Below are 17,740 nucleotides of genomic sequence, written 5' to 3'. Positions count from 1 at the left end.
ACACGTGACGTCCTCCCGTCACGCCTTGCGCAGGCGCGCGATGACGCCGTTGATGTCGCGCTCCAGCATTTCGGGGCGGACGAAGTGGCCACCGCCCAGCTCATGCGCCTCGTGCGGGATGCCCACCCGGTCGAGGTGGTGCCGGAACTCCCGCTGGGTGGCGAGCACCATTCGCTCGTTGGCCTGGTCCCACCAGTTGATGGGCTCGGGGCTGGTGCCGGCGACCAGGAAGACCCGCTTGTTGCGGTAGCTCTCGATGCGCTCCACCGGGTTGTCCGCGCTGACCCTGGCCTGGTCCCACGGCACCCCGTAGACCGTGCCGCCGCCCAGTTCCACGGCCGCGGAGGACGCGTTGGCCCAGTGCGTCACCACGTCGCCGTTGGGCCCGCGCAGATGGGCCGGGCCGGAGTGGGCGCTGACCGAGGCGAAGTGGCCCCAGTACTTGGCCGCGTACTTCAGCGCGCCGAAGCCGCCCATGGAGAACCCGGAGACGGCGCGGCCGTCGTACTCGGCGTAGGTGCGGAAGTTGTCGTCGATCCACGGCAGCAGCTGCGCCATGTGGAAGTGCTCCCAGTTGCGGGGGCCGACGGTGGAGCTGACCGGGTTGGAGTACCAGCCCGCGCGTCCGCCGTCCGGCATCACGACGATGAGGTCCTTCCAGGCGGTCAGACCGCGGATGTTGTGATGCGCGTCGAAGGTGATGAAGTCCTGCTGGCCACCGTGCAGCAGGTAGAGGACGGGGTAGCGGCGACCGCTGGTGTGGTAGCCGTCGGGCAGCAGCACATTGACAGCGGGGTCCCAGGCGATCGCGTCGGTCTGGAACCGGTAGTACCACATCCGGTGGTCTCGTTCGTCGCGCTGCACGATGCGCAGGCCGCGGCCGTCGCCGACCGCAGCGGCCGTGGTCGCTCCCGCGAGGACGCCTCCGGCGCCCAGGGCCGCCGCGGCGGTGAGTCCGCCGGCGGTCCTGAGGATGCTCCTGCGGGTGGGATTCTGCGCGGTCACGGTGACCTCCTGTGGGCAAGCATGGCTGGGGAGCCGGCCGCAGTCCCGGCGGCACGGGCGGTTCGGAAGGTAGCGATGCCTGCCGGGCAGGAGTATCCGGAACCTTACGGGCTGACAGACACGACTCGTGTCCGTTACGCGCGGTCAGGCGGCAGATGAGTGCGGCCTGCTGACGGCCGGCGGCTCATCCCGCGCCCCGGCTTCGTCATCGGCCTGCGACCGGCCTGCATCGGCCCGCATCGACCTGCCGCAGGCCGACCGCAGGCCGACCGCAGGCCGACCACAGGCCGACCGCAGGCCGGTCGGCAGGGCGACGCATCACCCGGCGGCCTCAAGGTCCGCTTCACAGGCCGTGGTCGTCCATCAGCCGCATCAGGTTCCGCTTGCGTCGTTGGGCGGTGCGCAGGGTGGTGACGTACGCGGTGAAGTCGTCATGTGTCCCCAGGCGGCAGTGGCAGTCCCGGATGCTCAGCAGCAGGCTGACCAGGTGCTCGTAGACCGTGTTGCCGGTCTGCCGGGTCAGCGGCTCGGCCAGCCGCAGATAGACGGCGAGGGCGTCGGCGGGGCGAGTGGCGCGGGTCTGGTCAGCGAGGGTGCGCCACTGGGCGTCGGAGGCGCCGGTGGCGGCTGCGGCCTGCCAGGCGGCGTCGGCGTCCTCGTCGTCGAGCAGGGCGTCGACCAGGACGGGGCCGCCGTGCCGGCCCTGTTGGCGCTCTGCGTCGGCGCGCAGCAGGGTCAGTGCGCCCGCACGCTCGGCAGGCCAGCAGTCGGCGGCCCGGGCGGCGGCGCGGAGCCGCTGGTAGGCGAGCAGGGAGCGGCGGGCGCGGAAGTGGTCGCGGCGCAGGGCGACGGCGTCGGCGAGCCGGCCGGCCGCCCCGTAGCGGTCGCAGAGATAGTCGACGAGGGCGGTGTCGACGGCGGAGAGTTCACGGGTGTCCCGGATGCCGCGTTCCGCCCAGCGCAGGGCGTCGTCGGAGCGCCGGGCGGCATCGAGCTCGCGGGCGATGGTCAGGTGGGTGTGGCCGTTCGGCGCGAGGTCGGCCGCGTACACGGCGATCATCGTGTCGACATCGCCTCCCGCCTTGGCCAGACGCTCCATCAGGCACTTCTCCGCCCAGCCGCGGCGGTTGCCCCGCCATGCCTCGACGGCCAGCTGCCGTAGGACGGTCATTCCCTCGTCGCCGAGGACGTCCTCGTAGTCGAGCGGGTCGATGTCGGTGAGGCCGTCGTCCAGGCCGCCGAGAGCGTGGCCGACCAGCCAGCGCGCGAGATCCCCGGGGTCGGGGCGTGCCGCACGGCAGGCGTCGAGGTGGGCGTCGGCAAGGCCGGCGCCCAGCTGTCCGAGCCAGCCGTCGGAGTCGTCGACGCTCTCCGCCGCCTCCGCCAGCAGCCGCATCGCCTCGCGTGACAGCGTGATCGCGTCGTCGGCCCGGCCCGAGCCGGTGAGCCCGCGGATCGCTGACAGCGCCTGCCCTGCCTGGTCGGCATAGGCGCGGGCGTCGGCGTACTCGACGTACCCGTACCGCGCGAACGGTGAGACGTCCAGCAGCTCGCGGACGCGGGCCCGGACCCCGGCCAGGTCCCCTCGGGCGCTCGCGGCCCGCAGCTCCAGACGACGCCGCAGCTGCCGGTCCTCGGCGATCAGCTCCCGTACGAGGGTGAGCAGTTCTTCCCTCGGCAGGCCGGACAGCCAGGCGTCGAGGTCCTGCGCCCGGTCGCGGGCCGCCTTCCGCTGCCGCGGCAGGCTCTCCCGCTGGGCGAGCACGGTCAGACCGAGCGCGACCAGGTGTTTGCAGAAGTTGCCCTCCATGCCGTACGGGCAGTCGCACTCGCCGGTCACGCCCCGGGGCCCCCGGAGCCCGTCCAGAGTGAGCTCCACCTCGTACCGCTCAGTGCCGTGGACGGTCGCGGTGACCCAGGAGTCACCGACCTCGACCCCGGACACCGCGTCGAGGTACCCGAGCCCGCGCTCGAAGGAACGGGCGCCGGCCAACGCCCTGAGATCCGCCTCGGTCAGGCCGTCCACGACTCGTCCAACCCCTGCCGCCAGCTTCGTTTGTGACGATCCTCAGCATAGGGCCGCCGGTCAGCCCGTCCCCCTGCGAGCCGCCTGGAGAACAGCCTCACGGGTGACCCGTACGGCGCGGCTACCCGGCGTCCGGCCAGCTCTCCGAGGGCTCTGGCGACGGTGGGTCCGCCTGGCGGTCCGCCCGCCGTGCGTTTTCCGTGCGGAGGGTCGTCAGCCACGGCCAGAGGTCCGGCAGCGGCTGTGCCGAGCAGGCCAGCCGGTGTTCGATGCGGCACCGCTGGAAGGGGTCCGGCGGACACACCGCGTAGACGGCCACACGTCCGTCGGAGAGCATGATCCACCGATGCTCCGCCGGCACCGTATGGGCCAGCGGAGCCATGTCCGGCTCCAACAGCACCCAGTCGTACTCCAGCGTCGCCGCCCGCTCCTGGGGCAGCCCGCAGTATGAGCAGCGCGGCTGCTCCTTACCCAGTCGTCGCGGTTGCTCCTCGAAAACCCCCATACGGCGAGGGTCGACAACCCGGCGGCATATGCGTAGAGCGCACACCGGACAGAACGCCTGGGGCGGACGTTCACCGGTGAAACGGAAAACAACGCGCCAGGCGCCACCGGCAACCTTCGGCTGACGACGACGAGGCCGAGATGAAACGCGGCCCGGACCGTTGAATTCTGGACGGTGGAGGTCATCCGGACAGCACGGCAGGACCACCCCCTTTTATCTCAGTTCATCTGACGCGGCCTATACTCCAGTACTCCAGAGTCGACTCAGATCAATCACAGCCGGGAGGCCCTCGTGCCGGAGGACAGCTTCGGTGAGCGACTGAACAGGCGTGACGGGGAAGGGCTGCCCCGCGGCTCGTCCGGCGCGAGCGTCGCGGGCGACGGGCCGTGAGGGGCCGGGACACCATGCGGCGGGACAGCCGCCGCTTCGTTCAGAGCCTCGGCCTGCCCCCGGCGGGCAGCATCCGGGAGTTGCTGCCGGTCATCGAGCAGCGGACGGGCTACCCCATCCACCTCCTGCCCGCACCCGCCGGCAGCGCGTTCGGCGTGTGCGGCATGTGGATACGGACCGTGGAAGACATTGACTACATATTCATCCACGAGAATACGAGCCGCGCGCACCAGGATCATATTCTCGCGCATGAAATTGCACATATCCTGCGCAACCATCATGAAAGTCCGGGATTTTCAACGGTCAGTCCGGTTCCGGAGCGGCTGTTCACTCATATCGACCCGGAGGTGGTGAAGATGATGCTGGGCCGCAGTGAATACGCCTACCGGGACGAGCGGGAGGCCGAACTGATCGGCTCCTATCTGCAGCGCCATGTTCACCGGCACACCCGGCAGATCGCGGATCACGACCGCGCGGCGGAAACGCTGCTGCGCAGGAGGAGACAGTAAGCCGTGCAGCAAATCCTCCATCCCATATGCCTGGCGCTGGCCGTCACCGGTTTCCTGCTGCTGTGCTGGCCCCCGCGGCACTTGCGCCAGGACCGCGCGCTGGCCGCGCTCGCCGGTGTCTACGGCTTCTCCGCCCTCTCCTTCCTGGTGTCCCTGGAGCCGGTCTGGCGGCTCCTGGACGACATCACCGGCCGGCCCTCCACCGGAATCCTCGGAGCGTTCGGCTCCGTGGTCGCACTGCTGGCCCTCCAGCCGGTCGTCCTCGCCTACTGGGCGCTGCCCCCGGAGCAAGCACGGAAGCGGGCGCGCCTGTGCCTGGCGGCGGGGGCCGTGGTCATCCTGGCCCTGGCGGTGCTGTTCTTCCAGCTCACCCCGGCCGGCCGGTCGACGCCGCAGGGTTTCACCGCCAACTATCTGCACACCGGCGCGTATCAGGCGTATCTGACGCTCTACATCGTCGCCTACACCATCGGCGAAACCGTGCTCGCCGTGGGCTGCTGGACGGCCGCCCGCCGTACGGACCAGGTGTGGGTCGCCCGCGGGCTGCGGGTCGTGGGCGTCGGCGCGGTGCTGACCTTCGGCTACAGCGGCGTACGCCTCGCCGGAGTCGGCTCCTCCCTGCTGGACCTCACCCCTCCGTCGGCGGCCGCCGAGAACTTCGCGTGGATCTGCGCGGACGGCGGCACCACGCTCACGCTTGCCGGGTTCTTCATCCCGACGCTCGCCGTACACGCCGTCCCGCAGACACGCGCCTGGCTGCGTGCGCACCGCGACTACCGGCGGCTGGCCCCTCTGTGGAAGGCCGTGCACCACGCCATGCCCACGATCGCCCTCCAGCCCTCCCGCGCCGACGCCGTGACCGGGCTGCGCGTCTGGGACATCACCTGGCGGCTGTACCGCCGCGCCGTGGAGATACGGGACGGCCAATGGGCCCTGCAGCAGCATCTGGACGAATCCGTACGCAGCGCGGCCGAGCAGCGCCGTCGCGCCGCCGGTCTCACCGGCGTCGAACTGGCCGACGCCGTCACCGCCGACCAGCTGCGCGCCGCGCTCGCCGCCTACAGCCGCGGCGAATCCCCGCAGCGCCCGACCGAATACGCCGACGCCGCGACCCGGGAGGACGTGCGCACCCCGGATGACGATGTGCGCGCGCTGCTCCGTATCGCCGTCCACTTCACCTCCGCACCCGCCGCACCCGACGCACAGGAAGCCGCTCCTTCATGGACCTGACGCACCACTCCGCCTCCGAGCAACTGCACGCGCTGGAAAGCGGAGAGGTCTCCAGCCGCGAACTGACCGCCGCGCATCTGGAGCGCATCGCCCGGCACCCCGAGTACAACGCGGTCGTCACCGCCGACCACGAGGGCGCGCTGGCCGCGGCCGCGACCGCGGACGAGCGGCGGGCCCGGGGCCGGGCGGACGGGCCGCCGCCCGGCCCGCTGCTCGGGCTGCCGATCGTCCTCAAGGACTCGCTGGAGACCGAAGGGCTGCGCACCACGTGCGGAGCGGCAGACCTGGCCGCCCACATACCCGCACGGGACGCCGACGCCGTGGCGCGGCTGCGTGCGGCCGGCGCGGTCATCCTGGGCAAGACCAACACCCCGCCGATGTGCCAGGACCTCCAGACCGGCAATCCGCTCTTCGGGGCCACTCCCAACCCGCACGACCCGCGGCGCACCGCAGGCGGCTCCTCAGGCGGCGCGGCGGCGGCCGTGGCGGCCCGGCTGAGCTCCCTGGGCATCGGCAGCGACCTCGGAGGGTCACTGCGGCTGCCGGGCCACTACTGCGGCGTCTACAGCCTGCGCCCCAGTTACGGCATCGTGCCGACCCGCGGCCATATCCCCCGCCCGCCCGGCTGGCTGTCGGCCTCCGACATGCTCACCGTGGGCCCTGTCGCACGCAGCGCGGCCGACCTCGATCTCGCCCTCGGCGTACTGGCCGGCCCGTCCCCCGACGACAGCGCGGCCTGGCGGCTGGAGCTGCCCGCCCCCCGCCGCGAGCGGCTGCGTGACTACCGCATCGGCATCTGGGCCGATGACCCGTACTGCCCGGTGGACTCCGAGACCCGCGCGCTGCTGGAAGGCGTCTGCAAGACCCTGCGCGACACCGGCGCCCAGGTCGACGAATCGACGCGGCCGGTCGGCATGGCCGCCTCCGACCGGCTCTTCCAGACCCTGATGTTCGCGGGCTCGTCCGCCAGCGCCTCCCCCGAGGCGTTCGCCGGCGAGCTCGCGGCCGCGCGGGACCTGGCCCCCGACGACCTCCACCCCGGCGCTGCATACCTGCGGGCCCGCACCATGCCGCACCGGGACTGGCTGCTGGCGAACGAGGAACGCCAGCAGCTGCGCAGGCAGTGGGCGGCGTACTTCGGCGACGTGGACGTCCTCATCACGCCCGCCGCCCCGACGGCCGCCGTGCCCGACCAGACCGGCGTGCCCGTCCCCGAGCGCTACATCACCGTGGACGGTGAGCGCCGCAGCTACTGGGACCAGACCTCCTGGCTCAACCTCGCCGGCCCCGCGAACCTCCCGGCGGCCACCCTCCCGGCGGGCAGCACGGCCGACGGCCTGCCCCTGGGCCTCCAGATCATCGGCCCCTACCTCGCCGACCACACCGTCACCCACCTGGCCGCGCTGCTCGCTCAGGCGGGGTGCGCGCGCCCCGGGCAAAAGCGCTGAGGGCACGGGACTCCTCCCTGCCGGGGCAGACGGTCCGCCGCGGCCAGGGGCGGCGGGCCCATGGGTCCGCCGCCGGCCGGGTCAGCGCGGTGGTCAGTCGGCCTGGGTCTCCTTCTCGTCCGCCGGGTCGAAGCCCGGGCTGCAGACGATGACGAGATCGGCGTCATCCCCCTCAAGCGTCACTTCCTCTCCCGGGTGAACCATCAGCAGGTCACGCGGTTCGAGTGACACCTCCTTGGCAGGGGTCCTGGCGGTCAGCGAGCCGCTGAGCAGCAGGTAGACCTTGGCGCTGCGATGGTTCACCCGGGGGGCGTGGAGGCCGTTGAGGCGGCCGGTCACCAGGCTGACGTCGGGTGAGTCGGTCGAGGGCAGGAGGTCGGTGATGGTCATGGCGTCGTCCGCGGCGAAGCGAGGAGCTTCGGAGCTCAGTCGATTGATCAAGACAGCCGCCTTCGTTGATGGTTGTGCTGGTGGTTGGGTTGATGAAAATGACCAGATTGCGGTCAGCGAACGGCCACAGCGTGACCTTCGTACGGGCATCGCGAGAGGGGAACGGCCAATTCTCGGCAAGAGTTCAAGCTCGAAAGGGTGAACCGCACCCACGGGCACTGCGGACGGAGTACCTTGGGCCGCTCTGATGCGAAAAGCGCTGGGAGGGTTGGCCATTGGAGAATATCGATGGCAAGGTGGCCGTGGTCACCGGGAGTTCACGCGGGATCGGCCGCGCGTCAGCCGTGGCTCTGGCCGGTCTCGGCTGCGACGTCGCAGTGACGTACCGCGAGCGACGCGAGTCGGCCGAAGAGGTCGTTGAGCAGATTCGTTCACTGGGCCGCAAGTCCTTTGCCTACCAGGTGGAAGCCGCCGAATCCGGCCGTTTCACGGAACTGCGCACGGAAGTGGAGCGCGATCTCGGCCATGCCGCAATTCTGATCAACAATGCGGGCACGATCCTGCGTCCAGGAGAGTGGAACGTACAGGAACCGGATGAGATCCGACGGACGCTCGCTGTGGATCTGGAATCGGTCATTCATGGGATGCGCGCCTTCTCTCGGCCGATGGTGGAATCCGGATGGGGCCGCATCGTCAACATCACGACGACGTACTCGTTCAACGGCGCTGCCCCGGTGCTCTCGTATACGGCTGCCAAGGCCGGTGTGAACACGGTGACGCGGGCCATGGCCGCCGAGCTCGGTCCTCGGGGAGTTCTGGTCAATGCGGTGGCTCCGGGGAATATCGATACGGAGCTGACGCGATCGGCCGGTGAGGATCTGGTTCAGTGGTCGATCGACACCACCCCCCTGGGAAGGCTGGGCACGGTGGAAGAAGTGGCCGAGGCGGTCACGTTCCTCGTCCGCACGACCTTCATCTGCGGGGAGATCATCGCTGTCGACGGCGGACAGCTGCTCAAGATCTGACATCGGGGGGCCGTCCCGTGTGTGCCAGGTAGTTGCGTAACTGCTCGTCAAGGTCGTCAGGGGTCAGCCGGGTGATCGGAACGTCGACTCCGGGCCCCAGGTCGCGGGCGGTGTAGACATGGGTCTGTGAGCGGCGGGCCGTGCACTGAAGCATCAGGCTCGCCGTGAACCGCCCAGGGTCGTTGATCACACGGTGCGGCACCTCGGCCCGCAGCACATAGGAAGTGCCCGCCGTGAGCGTGGCGTCGAAGACGCAGCTCAGCCTCTGGCGGCCCAGCGAGGTGAGCGGAAAGGACGAAGCGTCTCCAGGTGACCGGTAGGTGTACGCGTGATACGTCTCCGCCGAGCAGCCAGAGCCTACCGAGCCGGGATGGAACTCCTGATATCTGTATGACCCGGCCAGCAGACAGGACGCGAAGTCCCAGCGGTGATCGTGGATATCCTCGACGTCGCGACCGCCAAAGGCGGCGCCCGGCCACCAGAGATGAAGCCGCAATTTGTAGGACTCCCCGGCCAGAAGAACAATCTTCGTAAAGCCGTTGGCATGGAGATACGAGCGTTCGGCGGCGGACGAGAGAAGCTCGGGAGTCGCCCGCACGCTGTGGATGAGCGTATGCGGCATCTCGGCTTCAGTGAGGCCGTGCATCGCATCCGACAGAGCCTGGGCACTGCCGTTCTCATGAGAGCGCACTGCTTCAGCAAGCCGCCCCTCCAGCTCGTGCAATCGCACCGACAGCCTCCCTGATCCGGATGTGTGCGGCAGTACGCAGGCCGGCGGTCACCAGCCGTATCCGCTGAGGCGATTGAAACCGAGGCGGCGCGCGAGAGCTACGTCTCGATTCAGCTGAACCGATTCGAGGAATCTCCGGCGCGCGGGTTCCTGGGCGATCGAGGCGGATTTTCGCCGGATCTCCTCCCAGGCGCGATTCAGCCAGTGACGGGCGTCGTCGGCATTGCCGTCGGCATGCAGAATCCACGCATGGTGAAAGAGGATCTCCTCGCTGCGGACAGTGGACAAAGGGCCGCAGCGCTCCATGATTTCCACTGCCGACGTGCTCAGCGGCAGGGCCTCCGACGGCTCGCCGTGATAGCGGCGCAACCGGGCGAGCAGGGAAAGCGCGTTGACCTGGCTGCGCGGCAGCCCTCCGCTGCGAGCATCGTCCAGCGCTGCCCTCAGCATGGTGTGGGCGCTGTCCCACGCGGCGGCGTCGGGCAGCATCCGCATCGACACCTCAGCGTGGAAGATGCGCACGATCGGGACGATGTTGATCAGCCAGAGGCGCTGGGCGTCCGCCCAGGCGGCGTCGGCCAGCCGCCGTGCTTCGTCCAGTTCGCCCTGCTGGGCGAGCGTGCGGGCGAGCAGTCCCAGATTCCACGCGAACCAGCCGGTCCGCTCCTCGTCCCGGCTCTCCTCGGAGGCGATGGCCTCACGCAGCGAGACGACCGCCTGCGGCAGCTCGCCGAGGGCCAGTTCGATCTGCGCCCGGTAATTGAGCGCCCCGGCCAGCTCGGCACGTCGGTCACGGGCCCGCAGGCTGCTCACGCAGGCGTCGATGCGGCGCGTGGCGTCCTGGAAGTCGCCGACGTCAAAGCTGTTGATGCCCAGCTGCATCCGCGCCTCGTCGAGTATATGAGCGACCGTCGGGTCGTCGCTCGCGGAGAGCACAGGGCTTCCGTCATACAGCGCTTCGGCGCGGTGCAGCAGGTCCAGCCCGGCCCGTAGGTCCTGCTTGGCCAGCTGATGCCCGTACTCGGCGGTGACGATGAACCGGGTGACGACATCACAGCCCGCCTCGGCGAGCGTGACGGCCTCCCGCAGCCGGGGCAGCGCCTCGTCCACGCCGGAGGTGCGCAGCAGGGTCTTGCCCTCCAGGAAGAGGGCACGGGCGCGCAGGGCGGGATCTCCGGTGCGTTCGGCGGCCGCGCTCGCCTCAGAGGCGAGCTCCGCCAGGACGAGACCGCTGCGCCGCTGCAGGTCCGACCGTCCGCGCCAGCGCAGGGCCGTGACGACCAGCAGCAGCTCAATGGCTTCGACACGGAGGCGGTCCGCCTCTCCGGACGGCGGGACCACGGACCGGATCTCCTCCAGAGCCCGCCGGCAGAGGCTGGCGGCTTCACTGAACGAAGAGCTTCGCGTGGCCAGATCACGGGCGCTGCGCAGGGCATGCTGTGCCGCAGTCATCGGTTTCCGCCCCAGGTGGTAGTGGTGACAAATGTCTAGAACGAACTCCTGTGGTATGCCGGGTATGCGAGACCTCATGTGCTGGAGAATCGCCCCGATGGCGGCATGCCGGTCCCGCTTGGTCTGGGGGCTTTGCAACTCGTAGAACGCCAGCCGGAGCAGGGCATGCTCGAACGCGTAGTAATCCGAGCCGCTCGCCGTCACCCAGGGGGGCGCGGGTGTCGGCCGGATGACGCCGTAGTCCTGGTGTACCCGGTAGAGCCGGTCCAGCACCTCGTCCCGGCCCTGTCCCGACAGCTTCTGGACAACCGCCGACATGAACTGCTCGCCCTGGGTGGCGCCGATGGTCAGCAGCAGCCGGGTCTCGGGGTCGATGTCCTTGGTGCGTTCATGCAGGACGCTCTCCACCGTGGCGGGCAGGAGGGAGAGACCGCGGGAGGGCGTCCCCGGGGAAAGGACCAGCTCCGTGGTGTCCGGTGACCGCAGTGCCGCCAGAGCGCTGAGTGCGGAGCGCTCCTCCAGCAGGGTGAGGTACTGGTCGAGGAAGATCGGGTGGCCGCCGGTGAGGCGCAGCAGCCAGTCGACCGCGGCGTCGTGACTCCGCCTCTGCAACCGCCAGGACAGATAGTCCGAAACCGTCTGCCGGGAGAAGCCGTCCAGGGGCATGGAGGTGTGCCGTCCGGTGGTCTCGGCGTCCGCGAGGACCTTCAGCAGGGCGTGTCCGTGCCCGGCCTCTTCCGCCCGGTAGGCGACGACGAAGCTGAGCGCGTGCTCGTGGAGCTGGCGGGTCAGGCTGCGCAGGACGAGACTTGAACTCACGTCGATGCAGTGTGCGTCGTCGATGGCCACGACCAGCGGGCGCCGTCTGTGGGCCAGTTGCAGCACGGCTTCGCAGACGGCCTGCCGGACGGACCCCGCCAAAGGAAGCACTTCCCCCTCGCCCCCGGCGTCGAACGCGGCCTTCGTGACCACGGCCCCGGCTTGCAGGATGCGGCCGATGCCCGGGACGAGCGCCAGCAGATCCGGGGCCTCTCGCAGCAGGGCACGAGCGCTTCTGCGCCCGCGGCTGCGCCGGGCCCGCTGGAGGAGTCTGAGCAGCTCCAGAAACGGCCCGTAGGCGTTGACCTCCCCGATCTCGCCGTAGCACGGGACACGCACCACCCGGCAGCGGCGGCGGCCCGCAGCTGTGGCGGCCCGCCGCTCCAGCTCGCGTAACAGCGTGGACTTTCCCACCCCGGCGGGGCCGGCGATGGACGCGATCCGCCCCTGCCCCCGCACCGTGTCCGCGAGTAACCCGTCAAGCACGGCCAGCTGCCGGTCACGGTTGATGAAGGCAGCCGTCACCGGGTGCCCCCACCATGACAGTTCCCCCCCGGGCATCGGTCCCCCCTCAGCCTGCCGATGCTGTCCGAAGGCACAAAGGGTAGGGGAATCCAGCATCTGACGCAGCATCGCGTCTCAGCATCCGGGGGGGCTGAGGTCCCATCAGCCCGTCACATCGGAGCGTCGGGCGGCAGCGGCGACGGCGACGCGGCCGGGTCGGCGACCAGGACCGAGCTGTGGGGAGAGCGGGGCTTCGTGCGGGGCACGGTGCGCGTCGAGGGGCGGTGCTCCGGGGGGTACAGCAGGTCGTGGCAGCGGCGGGCCTCCCGCTCGGCGTCGGCGCGGCGGACGAGGATGCGGTCGGCCGCGCCGTCCTCGCGGAGGGTGGTGATCAGGCACAGGTCGTCGTGGAGGCGGGCCGCGGCCAGGGGGCCCCGGGATGGGTTGGCTTCGCGCGGGGTCACCAGATATGCGCCGCTTCTGGTGTCGACCGGGATCGTCCGCAGCTCGCGGGCGTGGAGGTCCTCGGCGGCGCGGCGTCGCTCGGCGGGGGTGCGAAAGCGCCAGACCTCGTCCGTCTGGTGCACGATCACCGCTGCCGCGGACGGGCCGTCCGGGGCCACGAGGGTTCCGGCGTCCGGGCCCGCGGTCCAGGGGAAGGGGCGGCAGTGGAGCCGGACGCCCGTGCGTTCGGCCCAGTCGACGGCGCTGTCGTGGACGACCTTCGCGCCGTGGCGGGACATCCGCCGCAGGCCCGTGTAGCCGATCCGGTCGAGGGTCCGTGCGTCCGGCACCAGATAGGGGTCGGCGGTGCACACTCCGGGCACGTCGGAGTAGAGCTCGCACACGGCGGCGTCCAGCGCGCCCGCGAGGGCGACCGCCGAGAGGTCCGAGCTGTTGCGGCCGAGCATGACGGTGCGTCCGGCCGGGTCGGCCGCCTGTCCGCCCGGTACGACCACGACCCGGCTGCCGCCCTCGCCGCCGGGGCCGCCCTCGCCGTCGGGGCCGCCGTCGCCGCCGAGGCCGTAGAGGGCGGAGCGCAGCGGCCCGGGGTCGGCGCGGTGCAGACGTGCCCGGTCGGACAGCCGGTCGGCGAGCAGCCCGGTGTCCGTCGCCGCCAGCGGGCGGGCGGGGACGCCCTCGGCGTCGAGCGCCGCCGCGAGGAGGGCGACGCTCACCGTCTCGCCGCTGGTCAGCAGCATGGCGGCGGCGTCCGCGGGCGGATCGGGAGCCAGTGAGTCAAGGAGCCGGCGGAGTCTGCCGGTGGTCCCGGACATGGCGCTGACGACGACGACCAGCGGGCGCTCCTCCTCCGCGCGGCGTCGCGCCGCGTACCGGGCCACCCGGGTGAACCCGTCGAGTTCCGCGAAGGCCGATCCGCCGAACTTCATCACCAGGGGAGGCGGCCCGGCGTCCCGCGCGGTCAACTGAGCCATCCCTGCTTGACGGCCAGCTCGACGATCTGGAGGGCGTTCAGCGCCGCGCCCACCCAGAGGTTGTCGGCCACGACCCACAGCGCCGCCGCCCTCGGGTCCTCGGGCTCGACCCGTATGCGGCCGACGTGGACCAGCGCCCGGTCCTCGTCGCGGGCGAAGACGGAGCGGGGCATGGGGTACGAGGGGCTCTGCGTACGGCGGTAGACCCGCAGGCCCGGCGTCGCGGCCAGCGCGTCCTCGACCGCTTCCGCCGTGACCGGCCGGCGGAGTCTGATGTGGACGGCTTCGGAGTGGCAGTGGAAGACCGGGACCCGCACCGCCGTCGCGCTGACCGGCAGTTCCGGCAGCCCGAGTATCTTGCGTGGCTCGCGGGCGAGTTTGCGCTCTTCGTGGCTGAGCCCGGTCTCGTCCTGCAGGCCGATCTCGGGTACGAGGTTGAAGGGCAGCGGCTGTCCGAAGCGGCCGCCGGCCTCCCCGCCGGCCTCGCCTCCTGCCTCCTCCGGGGGCGCGCCGGGGTCGGCCAGCACGCGCGCCGAGCCGTCCGCCAGTTCGGCCAGTCCGCGCACGCCGCCGCCGGAAGCGGCCTGGTAGGTCGCCACCACGACGCTCTCCAGACCGGCGAGTTCATGCAGCGGGTGCAGTGCGCGGACCAGCTGGATCGTCGAGCAGTTCGGGTTGGACACCAGATTGCCCGCCGGGCGGTCCGCCAGTGCGCCGGGGTTCACCTGGGGGACGACGAGCGGGACGCCGGGCCGCATCCGGAACGCGGAGCTGTTGTCGACGACCAGTACGCCGCCCGCCGCCAGCCGCTCCGCCTCGCGCCTGCTGACCTCCGCGCCCGCGCACAGCACGGCCACGTCGACGGCGTCCGGATCGAGGTCCTCGACTGCGGTCAGGGGGGCCAGCGGCAGGGACAGCCCCCACTCGGCTGCCAGGTCGCGTCCGACGCTGCGCGCGGAGGCGGCCGGCACCACCTGGCCGACTGGCACGATCCCGTCGTCGAGCAGGGTCAGACACTCCCTGCCCACGGCTCCGGTGGCGCCGACGACCGCGATGCGTAACATGCATGTCCTCCTGTGGGGCGGCGCGGTACGCGCCATGGGTGGCGACCGCACCCGGTGTCAGGTGCGGGAAGGCCCCCGGAACGCACGCCGGTAGGCGTTGGGGGTCGTGTTGAGCGAGCGCACGAACTGGTGCCGCAGAGCGGCCGCGTTGGGGAAGCCGGTCCGGGCCGCGACGGTCTCCACGGTCTCGTCCGTCCTCTCCAGGAGCCGCTGGGCGCTGAGCACACGCTGCCCCAGCAGCCAGCGGTAGGGCGTGGTGCCGGTCTCCATCCGGAAGCGGCGGGCGAAGGTGCGCGGCGACATGCACGCGCGGGCGGAGAGCAGCTCCACCGTCAGCTCCCGGTCGAGGTTGCGTTCCATCCAGGCGATGACGTCGCGGATTCCGTCCTCGCGGTACTCGGCCACCGGCCGCTCGATGTACTGGGACTGGTCGCCGTCCCGGTGCGGGGGCACCACCATGCGGCGTGCGATGGCGTTGGTGACCTCGCTGCCCTGGAGTTTGCGCACCAGATGGAGGCAGGCGTCGATGCCCGCGGAGGTGCCGGCCGAGGTGATGATCGGATCCTCGTCGACGTACAGCACGCTCGGTTCGACACAGGCCTTGGGGTAGCGCTCCGCGAGGGCGTCGGCGTACCGCCAGTGGGTGGTGCAGCGGCGGCCGTCGAGCAGGCCCGCCGCACCGAGGACGAAGGCGCCGACGCAGACGCTGAGCACCCGGGCCCCCCGTGCCACGGCCTGGCGCAGGGCCTCCAGGAGCTCGGGGGGAAAGTCCCTGGTGTGGAAGTCGTCCCCCACCGGAATGGTGATGAGGTCGGCTTCCGCTAATCGGTCGAGGCCGTGCGGCGTGCTGATGGTGAACCCGGGTACGGCGCGCACCGACGAGGACTCCGCGGCGACGAGTACGAAATCGTAGGCGGGCAGGCCCTCGGCCCGGCGGTCGATGCCGAACACTTCGCACACGACGCCCAGCTCGAAGGGATGGACGTTGTCGAGCAGCACGGCGGCTACGTTCTTCAGCATGGGGCCCAATATGGCAGGGATTCGCTGTAGGGCGACAGTCCATCCACTGTGCATCGGCCACCGGCTGCCGCACACTTAGGACATGCCTCATATAGAAGGTCCTGGAGATCCTGGAGATCCTGGCGGTTCGGCTCGCCCTTCCGGTGTGCTGAAGGGAAGTACGATGCCCGGGCCGTCACATATCTCGACGACGCCGCCGCGGATGCCGAATACCACGGCCTGTGTCCGGTCGGCAGCTCCAATCTTTGAGAAGAGCGCGGACAGGTGATTCTTCACGGTCTTCTCTGATATGCCGAGAGCGTTGGCCACTTGACGGTTGGATTTTCCCTGCGCCACCAGAATGAGCACCTCGCGCTCGCGCGGTGTGAGAAGGTCGAGCGCCTGCCGGCATCCCGAGTCGAGCACCGGGACCACCGGCTGACGGCTCCGCTCGGCGGCGGGCGCCGGTTCATCTGGTTCATCCGGGCGGCCCGGTACCGCGTCGCCCAGCAGGCACTCGATCATCCGCTCCTGGGCGTCCAGGGCGCTCTGCACGGCGCTCAGCGCCACATTGATGCGTTCGACATTTTCGGCAAAGGCCGCGGCGGGCTGGGCCGGTCCGCCGCACCACTGACAGAAACCCCGGTCGCCGAGTTCGGCGACCTGCGTCGTTTCAGCACGCTTCATCGGGTTGACTCCCCCTCGGCTGACGGCGAGCTCGTTGAATGACGAGGTTCCGTATGGAGCGCGACCGTCTTGCACCGCGTGTATTCCCGCAGCGCCTCAAATCCCTTTTCCACCCCGATGCCGGAGTTCTTGTAGCCGCCGAACGGCAGTTCCACCCCGCCGGCCGCGCTGTAGTTGTTGATGAAGACCTGACCCACCCGCAACCGCTGAGCCAGCCAGTGGGCCGCACCCACATCGGAGGTCCACACACCGGCGCTGAGGCCATACGTCGTGTGCTCCGCGAGTCGCACCGCTTCTTCGAGGGTCCCAAAGGTCGATACACAGAGAACGGGGCCGAATATCTCCTCGTTGAAAACCCGGTGCGCGGGGGTCACCCGGTCGAGAATGGTGGGCTCCACATAGAAGCCGTCCGCGTACTCCCGGCCTTCGGGCACACCGCCGCCGGTGACCACGGCGCATTCGCGCCGCGCCTCCTCCAGATACCCGAGCACCCGGTCCCGCTGCTTCGCGGAGATCAGCGGGCCCAGATCGGGGTCGCCGGCCCCGGGGCCGATCCGCAGGGCGTCGAACGCCTTCGTCAGCGCCGCCACCAGTTCATCGTGCACCGACTCATGGACCAGCAGCCGGCTTCCCGCGGAGCAGTTCTGCCCGGCGTGTTCGGTGATCGAGCGGACGATCAGCGGCACCGCGCGCCCGGCGTCGAAGTCCGGCAGCACGATGTGCGGCGACTTGCCGCCGAGTTCCAGGGTCACCGGCACGATGTTCCGCGCCGCCGCGGTCATCACGGCTTCGCCGACCTCGCGCGACCCGGTGAAGGCCAGATGGTCGACGTCCGGATGGGCGGTCAGCGCGGCACCCGCCTCCTCCCCGTATCCGGGTACGACGTTCAGCGCCCCCGCCGGAAGACCCGCGGCGAGCGCGATCTCGGCCAGCCGGAGCGCGGTCAGCGGTGCGTCCTCGGCCGGTTTGAGCACACAGCAGTTTCCGGCGGCCAGGGCTGGTGCGAGGGTTCTGGCGGCCACCTGCAGGGGGTAGTTCCACGGGATGATGTGACCGCACACTCCGTACGGTTCGCGGACGGTGAAGGCCAGCAGGTCCGCAGCGGGAAGGAACGTTTCACCGCTGAGCGCCTCCACCGCGCCGGCGTAGAAGTCGAAGTACCGTGCGGCGACGTCGACATCGGTCAGCGACTGGCTGACCGGCTTTCCGGTGTCGCGGGTCTCCAGTGCGGCCAGTTCGCCGCGTGCGGAACGCACTCCTTCGGCGATGCGGCGGCAGACGAGAGACCGGTCGGCGGGTGCGGTGAACCGCCAGGCGGTCTCGTACGCGGACCGGGCAGCTCCCACCGCCTCCGCGATATGCGCCGCGCCGCACCGGGCCACCCTGGCGAAGATCCGGGCGTCGGCCGGGTCGAGGACATCGATCCAGCGGTCGGCCGGGGCTCCCTTGCCGTCGATGAAAGCCACATACTCAGCCGCGACCGGTGTTCCAGGAGAATCCGGCGGTTCTGGTGAACCTGGT

At 70.6% G+C, this 17,740-nt stretch carries 15 protein-coding genes; 4 read left to right on the top strand and 11 right to left on the bottom strand.

Translation table 11 applies throughout. From position 1 onward, the window contains the following. Positions 1–18: 18 nt before the first annotated feature. The 3 genes from OF819_RS19655 to OF819_RS19645 all read right to left on the bottom strand — a co-directional run bounded on the left by OF819_RS19655 (position 19) and on the right by OF819_RS19645 (position 3,536). Positions 19–1,005: an alpha/beta hydrolase gene (locus OF819_RS19655; RefSeq protein WP_267244896.1), complete on the bottom strand. Its 987-nt coding sequence runs from the start codon at positions 1,003–1,005 to the stop codon at positions 19–21. A 343-nt stretch (positions 1,006–1,348) separates the two neighbouring features. Further along, positions 1,349–3,031 carry an SWIM zinc finger family protein gene (locus tag OF819_RS19650; RefSeq protein ID WP_267244895.1) on the bottom strand — a complete coding sequence of 561 codons (1,683 nt, stop codon included), beginning with the start codon at positions 3,029–3,031 and terminating at the stop codon, positions 1,349–1,351. Positions 3,032–3,152: 121 nt separating this feature from the next. Then, complete coding sequence (locus OF819_RS19645) at positions 3,153–3,536, bottom strand: DUF6083 domain-containing protein (protein ID WP_267244894.1); 384 nt, start codon at positions 3,534–3,536, stop codon at positions 3,153–3,155. A gap of 404 nt (positions 3,537–3,940) precedes the next feature. Between OF819_RS19645 and OF819_RS19640 the strand changes: the two genes are divergently transcribed. The 3 genes from OF819_RS19640 to OF819_RS19630 are packed head-to-tail and all read left to right on the top strand — an operon-like array spanning position 3,941 to position 7,113. Next, entirely contained in the window at positions 3,941–4,435 is a 495-nt protein-coding gene (locus OF819_RS19640; protein WP_267244893.1) for a hypothetical protein, read from the top strand. A 3-nt stretch (positions 4,436–4,438) separates the two neighbouring features. Next, positions 4,439–5,665, top strand: a complete 1,227-nt coding sequence (locus OF819_RS19635; protein WP_267244892.1) for an MAB_1171c family putative transporter — start codon at positions 4,439–4,441, stop codon at positions 5,663–5,665. Then, positions 5,656–7,113: an amidase gene (locus tag OF819_RS19630; RefSeq protein WP_267244891.1), complete on the top strand. Its 1,458-nt coding sequence runs from the start codon at positions 5,656–5,658 to the stop codon at positions 7,111–7,113. The genes OF819_RS19635 and OF819_RS19630 overlap by 10 nt, the downstream gene beginning before the upstream one ends. A gap of 93 nt (positions 7,114–7,206) precedes the next feature. On the opposite strand, the gene OF819_RS19625 is transcribed toward OF819_RS19630, so the two are convergent. Then, positions 7,207–7,554: a hypothetical protein gene (locus tag OF819_RS19625; protein WP_267244890.1), complete on the bottom strand. Its 348-nt coding sequence runs from the start codon at positions 7,552–7,554 to the stop codon at positions 7,207–7,209. A gap of 224 nt (positions 7,555–7,778) precedes the next feature. Here OF819_RS19625 and OF819_RS19620 point away from each other — a divergent pair, with 224 nt between their 5' ends. Further along, entirely contained in the window at positions 7,779–8,528 is a 750-nt protein-coding gene (locus OF819_RS19620; RefSeq protein WP_267244889.1) for an SDR family NAD(P)-dependent oxidoreductase, read from the top strand. Here the strand turns inward: OF819_RS19620 and OF819_RS19615 are convergent. The 7 genes from OF819_RS19615 to OF819_RS19585 form a co-directional block, all read right to left on the bottom strand. Then, complete coding sequence (locus OF819_RS19615; RefSeq protein WP_267244888.1) at positions 8,518–9,258, bottom strand: hypothetical protein; 741 nt, start codon at positions 9,256–9,258, stop codon at positions 8,518–8,520. The two genes, OF819_RS19620 and OF819_RS19615, sit on opposite strands and share 11 nt — an antisense overlap. 48 nt (positions 9,259–9,306) lie before the next feature. After that, positions 9,307–12,054, bottom strand: a complete 2,748-nt coding sequence (locus OF819_RS19610; RefSeq protein WP_267244887.1) for an ATP-binding protein — start codon at positions 12,052–12,054, stop codon at positions 9,307–9,309. Positions 12,055–12,203: 149 nt separating this feature from the next. Next, a complete protein-coding gene (locus tag OF819_RS19605) occupies positions 12,204–13,469 on the bottom strand; it encodes a hypothetical protein (RefSeq protein WP_267244886.1) in 1,266 nt (421 codons plus the stop codon). Then, positions 13,457–14,533 carry an aspartate-semialdehyde dehydrogenase gene (locus tag OF819_RS19600; protein WP_267244885.1) on the bottom strand — a complete coding sequence of 359 codons (1,077 nt, stop codon included), beginning with the start codon at positions 14,531–14,533 and terminating at the stop codon, positions 13,457–13,459. The genes OF819_RS19605 and OF819_RS19600 overlap by 13 nt, the downstream gene beginning before the upstream one ends. 57 nt (positions 14,534–14,590) lie before the next feature. Further along, positions 14,591–15,553, bottom strand: coding sequence for a GlxA family transcriptional regulator (locus OF819_RS19595; RefSeq protein ID WP_267244884.1), 963 nt, complete (start codon positions 15,551–15,553; stop codon positions 14,591–14,593). An 87-nt stretch (positions 15,554–15,640) separates the two neighbouring features. Further along, positions 15,641–16,219 (bottom strand): response regulator transcription factor, encoded by a 579-nt coding sequence (locus tag OF819_RS19590; RefSeq protein ID WP_267244883.1) that lies wholly within the window; start codon positions 16,217–16,219, stop codon positions 15,641–15,643. Further along, on the bottom strand, positions 16,216–17,685 hold the full coding sequence (locus OF819_RS19585) for an aldehyde dehydrogenase family protein (RefSeq protein WP_267244882.1): 1,470 nt from the start codon (positions 17,683–17,685) through the stop codon (positions 16,216–16,218). The genes OF819_RS19590 and OF819_RS19585 overlap by 4 nt, the downstream gene beginning before the upstream one ends. Positions 17,686–17,740: the final 55 nt, after the last annotated feature.

Source organism: Streptomyces sp. PR69, assembly GCF_026420845.1.
Classification (GTDB): domain Bacteria; phylum Actinomycetota; class Actinomycetes; order Streptomycetales; family Streptomycetaceae; genus Streptomyces.
This window is presented reverse-complemented; position numbering and strand designations above follow the sequence as displayed.

Excerpts from the sequence above, each read along its gene's own strand:
- OF819_RS19630 (WP_267244891.1), top strand. The coding sequence starts at position 5,656 with ATGGACCTGACGCACCACTCCGCCTCCGAGCAACTGCACGCGCTGGAA.
- OF819_RS19645 (WP_267244894.1), bottom strand. The coding sequence starts at position 3,536 with ATGGGGGTTTTCGAGGAGCAACCGCGACGACTGGGTAAGGAGCAGCCG.
- OF819_RS19590 (WP_267244883.1), bottom strand. The coding sequence starts at position 16,219 with ATGAAGCGTGCTGAAACGACGCAGGTCGCCGAACTCGGCGACCGGGGT.
- OF819_RS19640 (WP_267244893.1), top strand. The coding sequence starts at position 3,941 with ATGCGGCGGGACAGCCGCCGCTTCGTTCAGAGCCTCGGCCTGCCCCCG.
- OF819_RS19605 (WP_267244886.1), bottom strand. The coding sequence starts at position 13,469 with ATGGCTCAGTTGACCGCGCGGGACGCCGGGCCGCCTCCCCTGGTGATG.
- OF819_RS19600 (WP_267244885.1), bottom strand. The coding sequence starts at position 14,533 with ATGTTACGCATCGCGGTCGTCGGCGCCACCGGAGCCGTGGGCAGGGAG.
- OF819_RS19595 (WP_267244884.1), bottom strand. The coding sequence starts at position 15,553 with ATGCTGAAGAACGTAGCCGCCGTGCTGCTCGACAACGTCCATCCCTTC.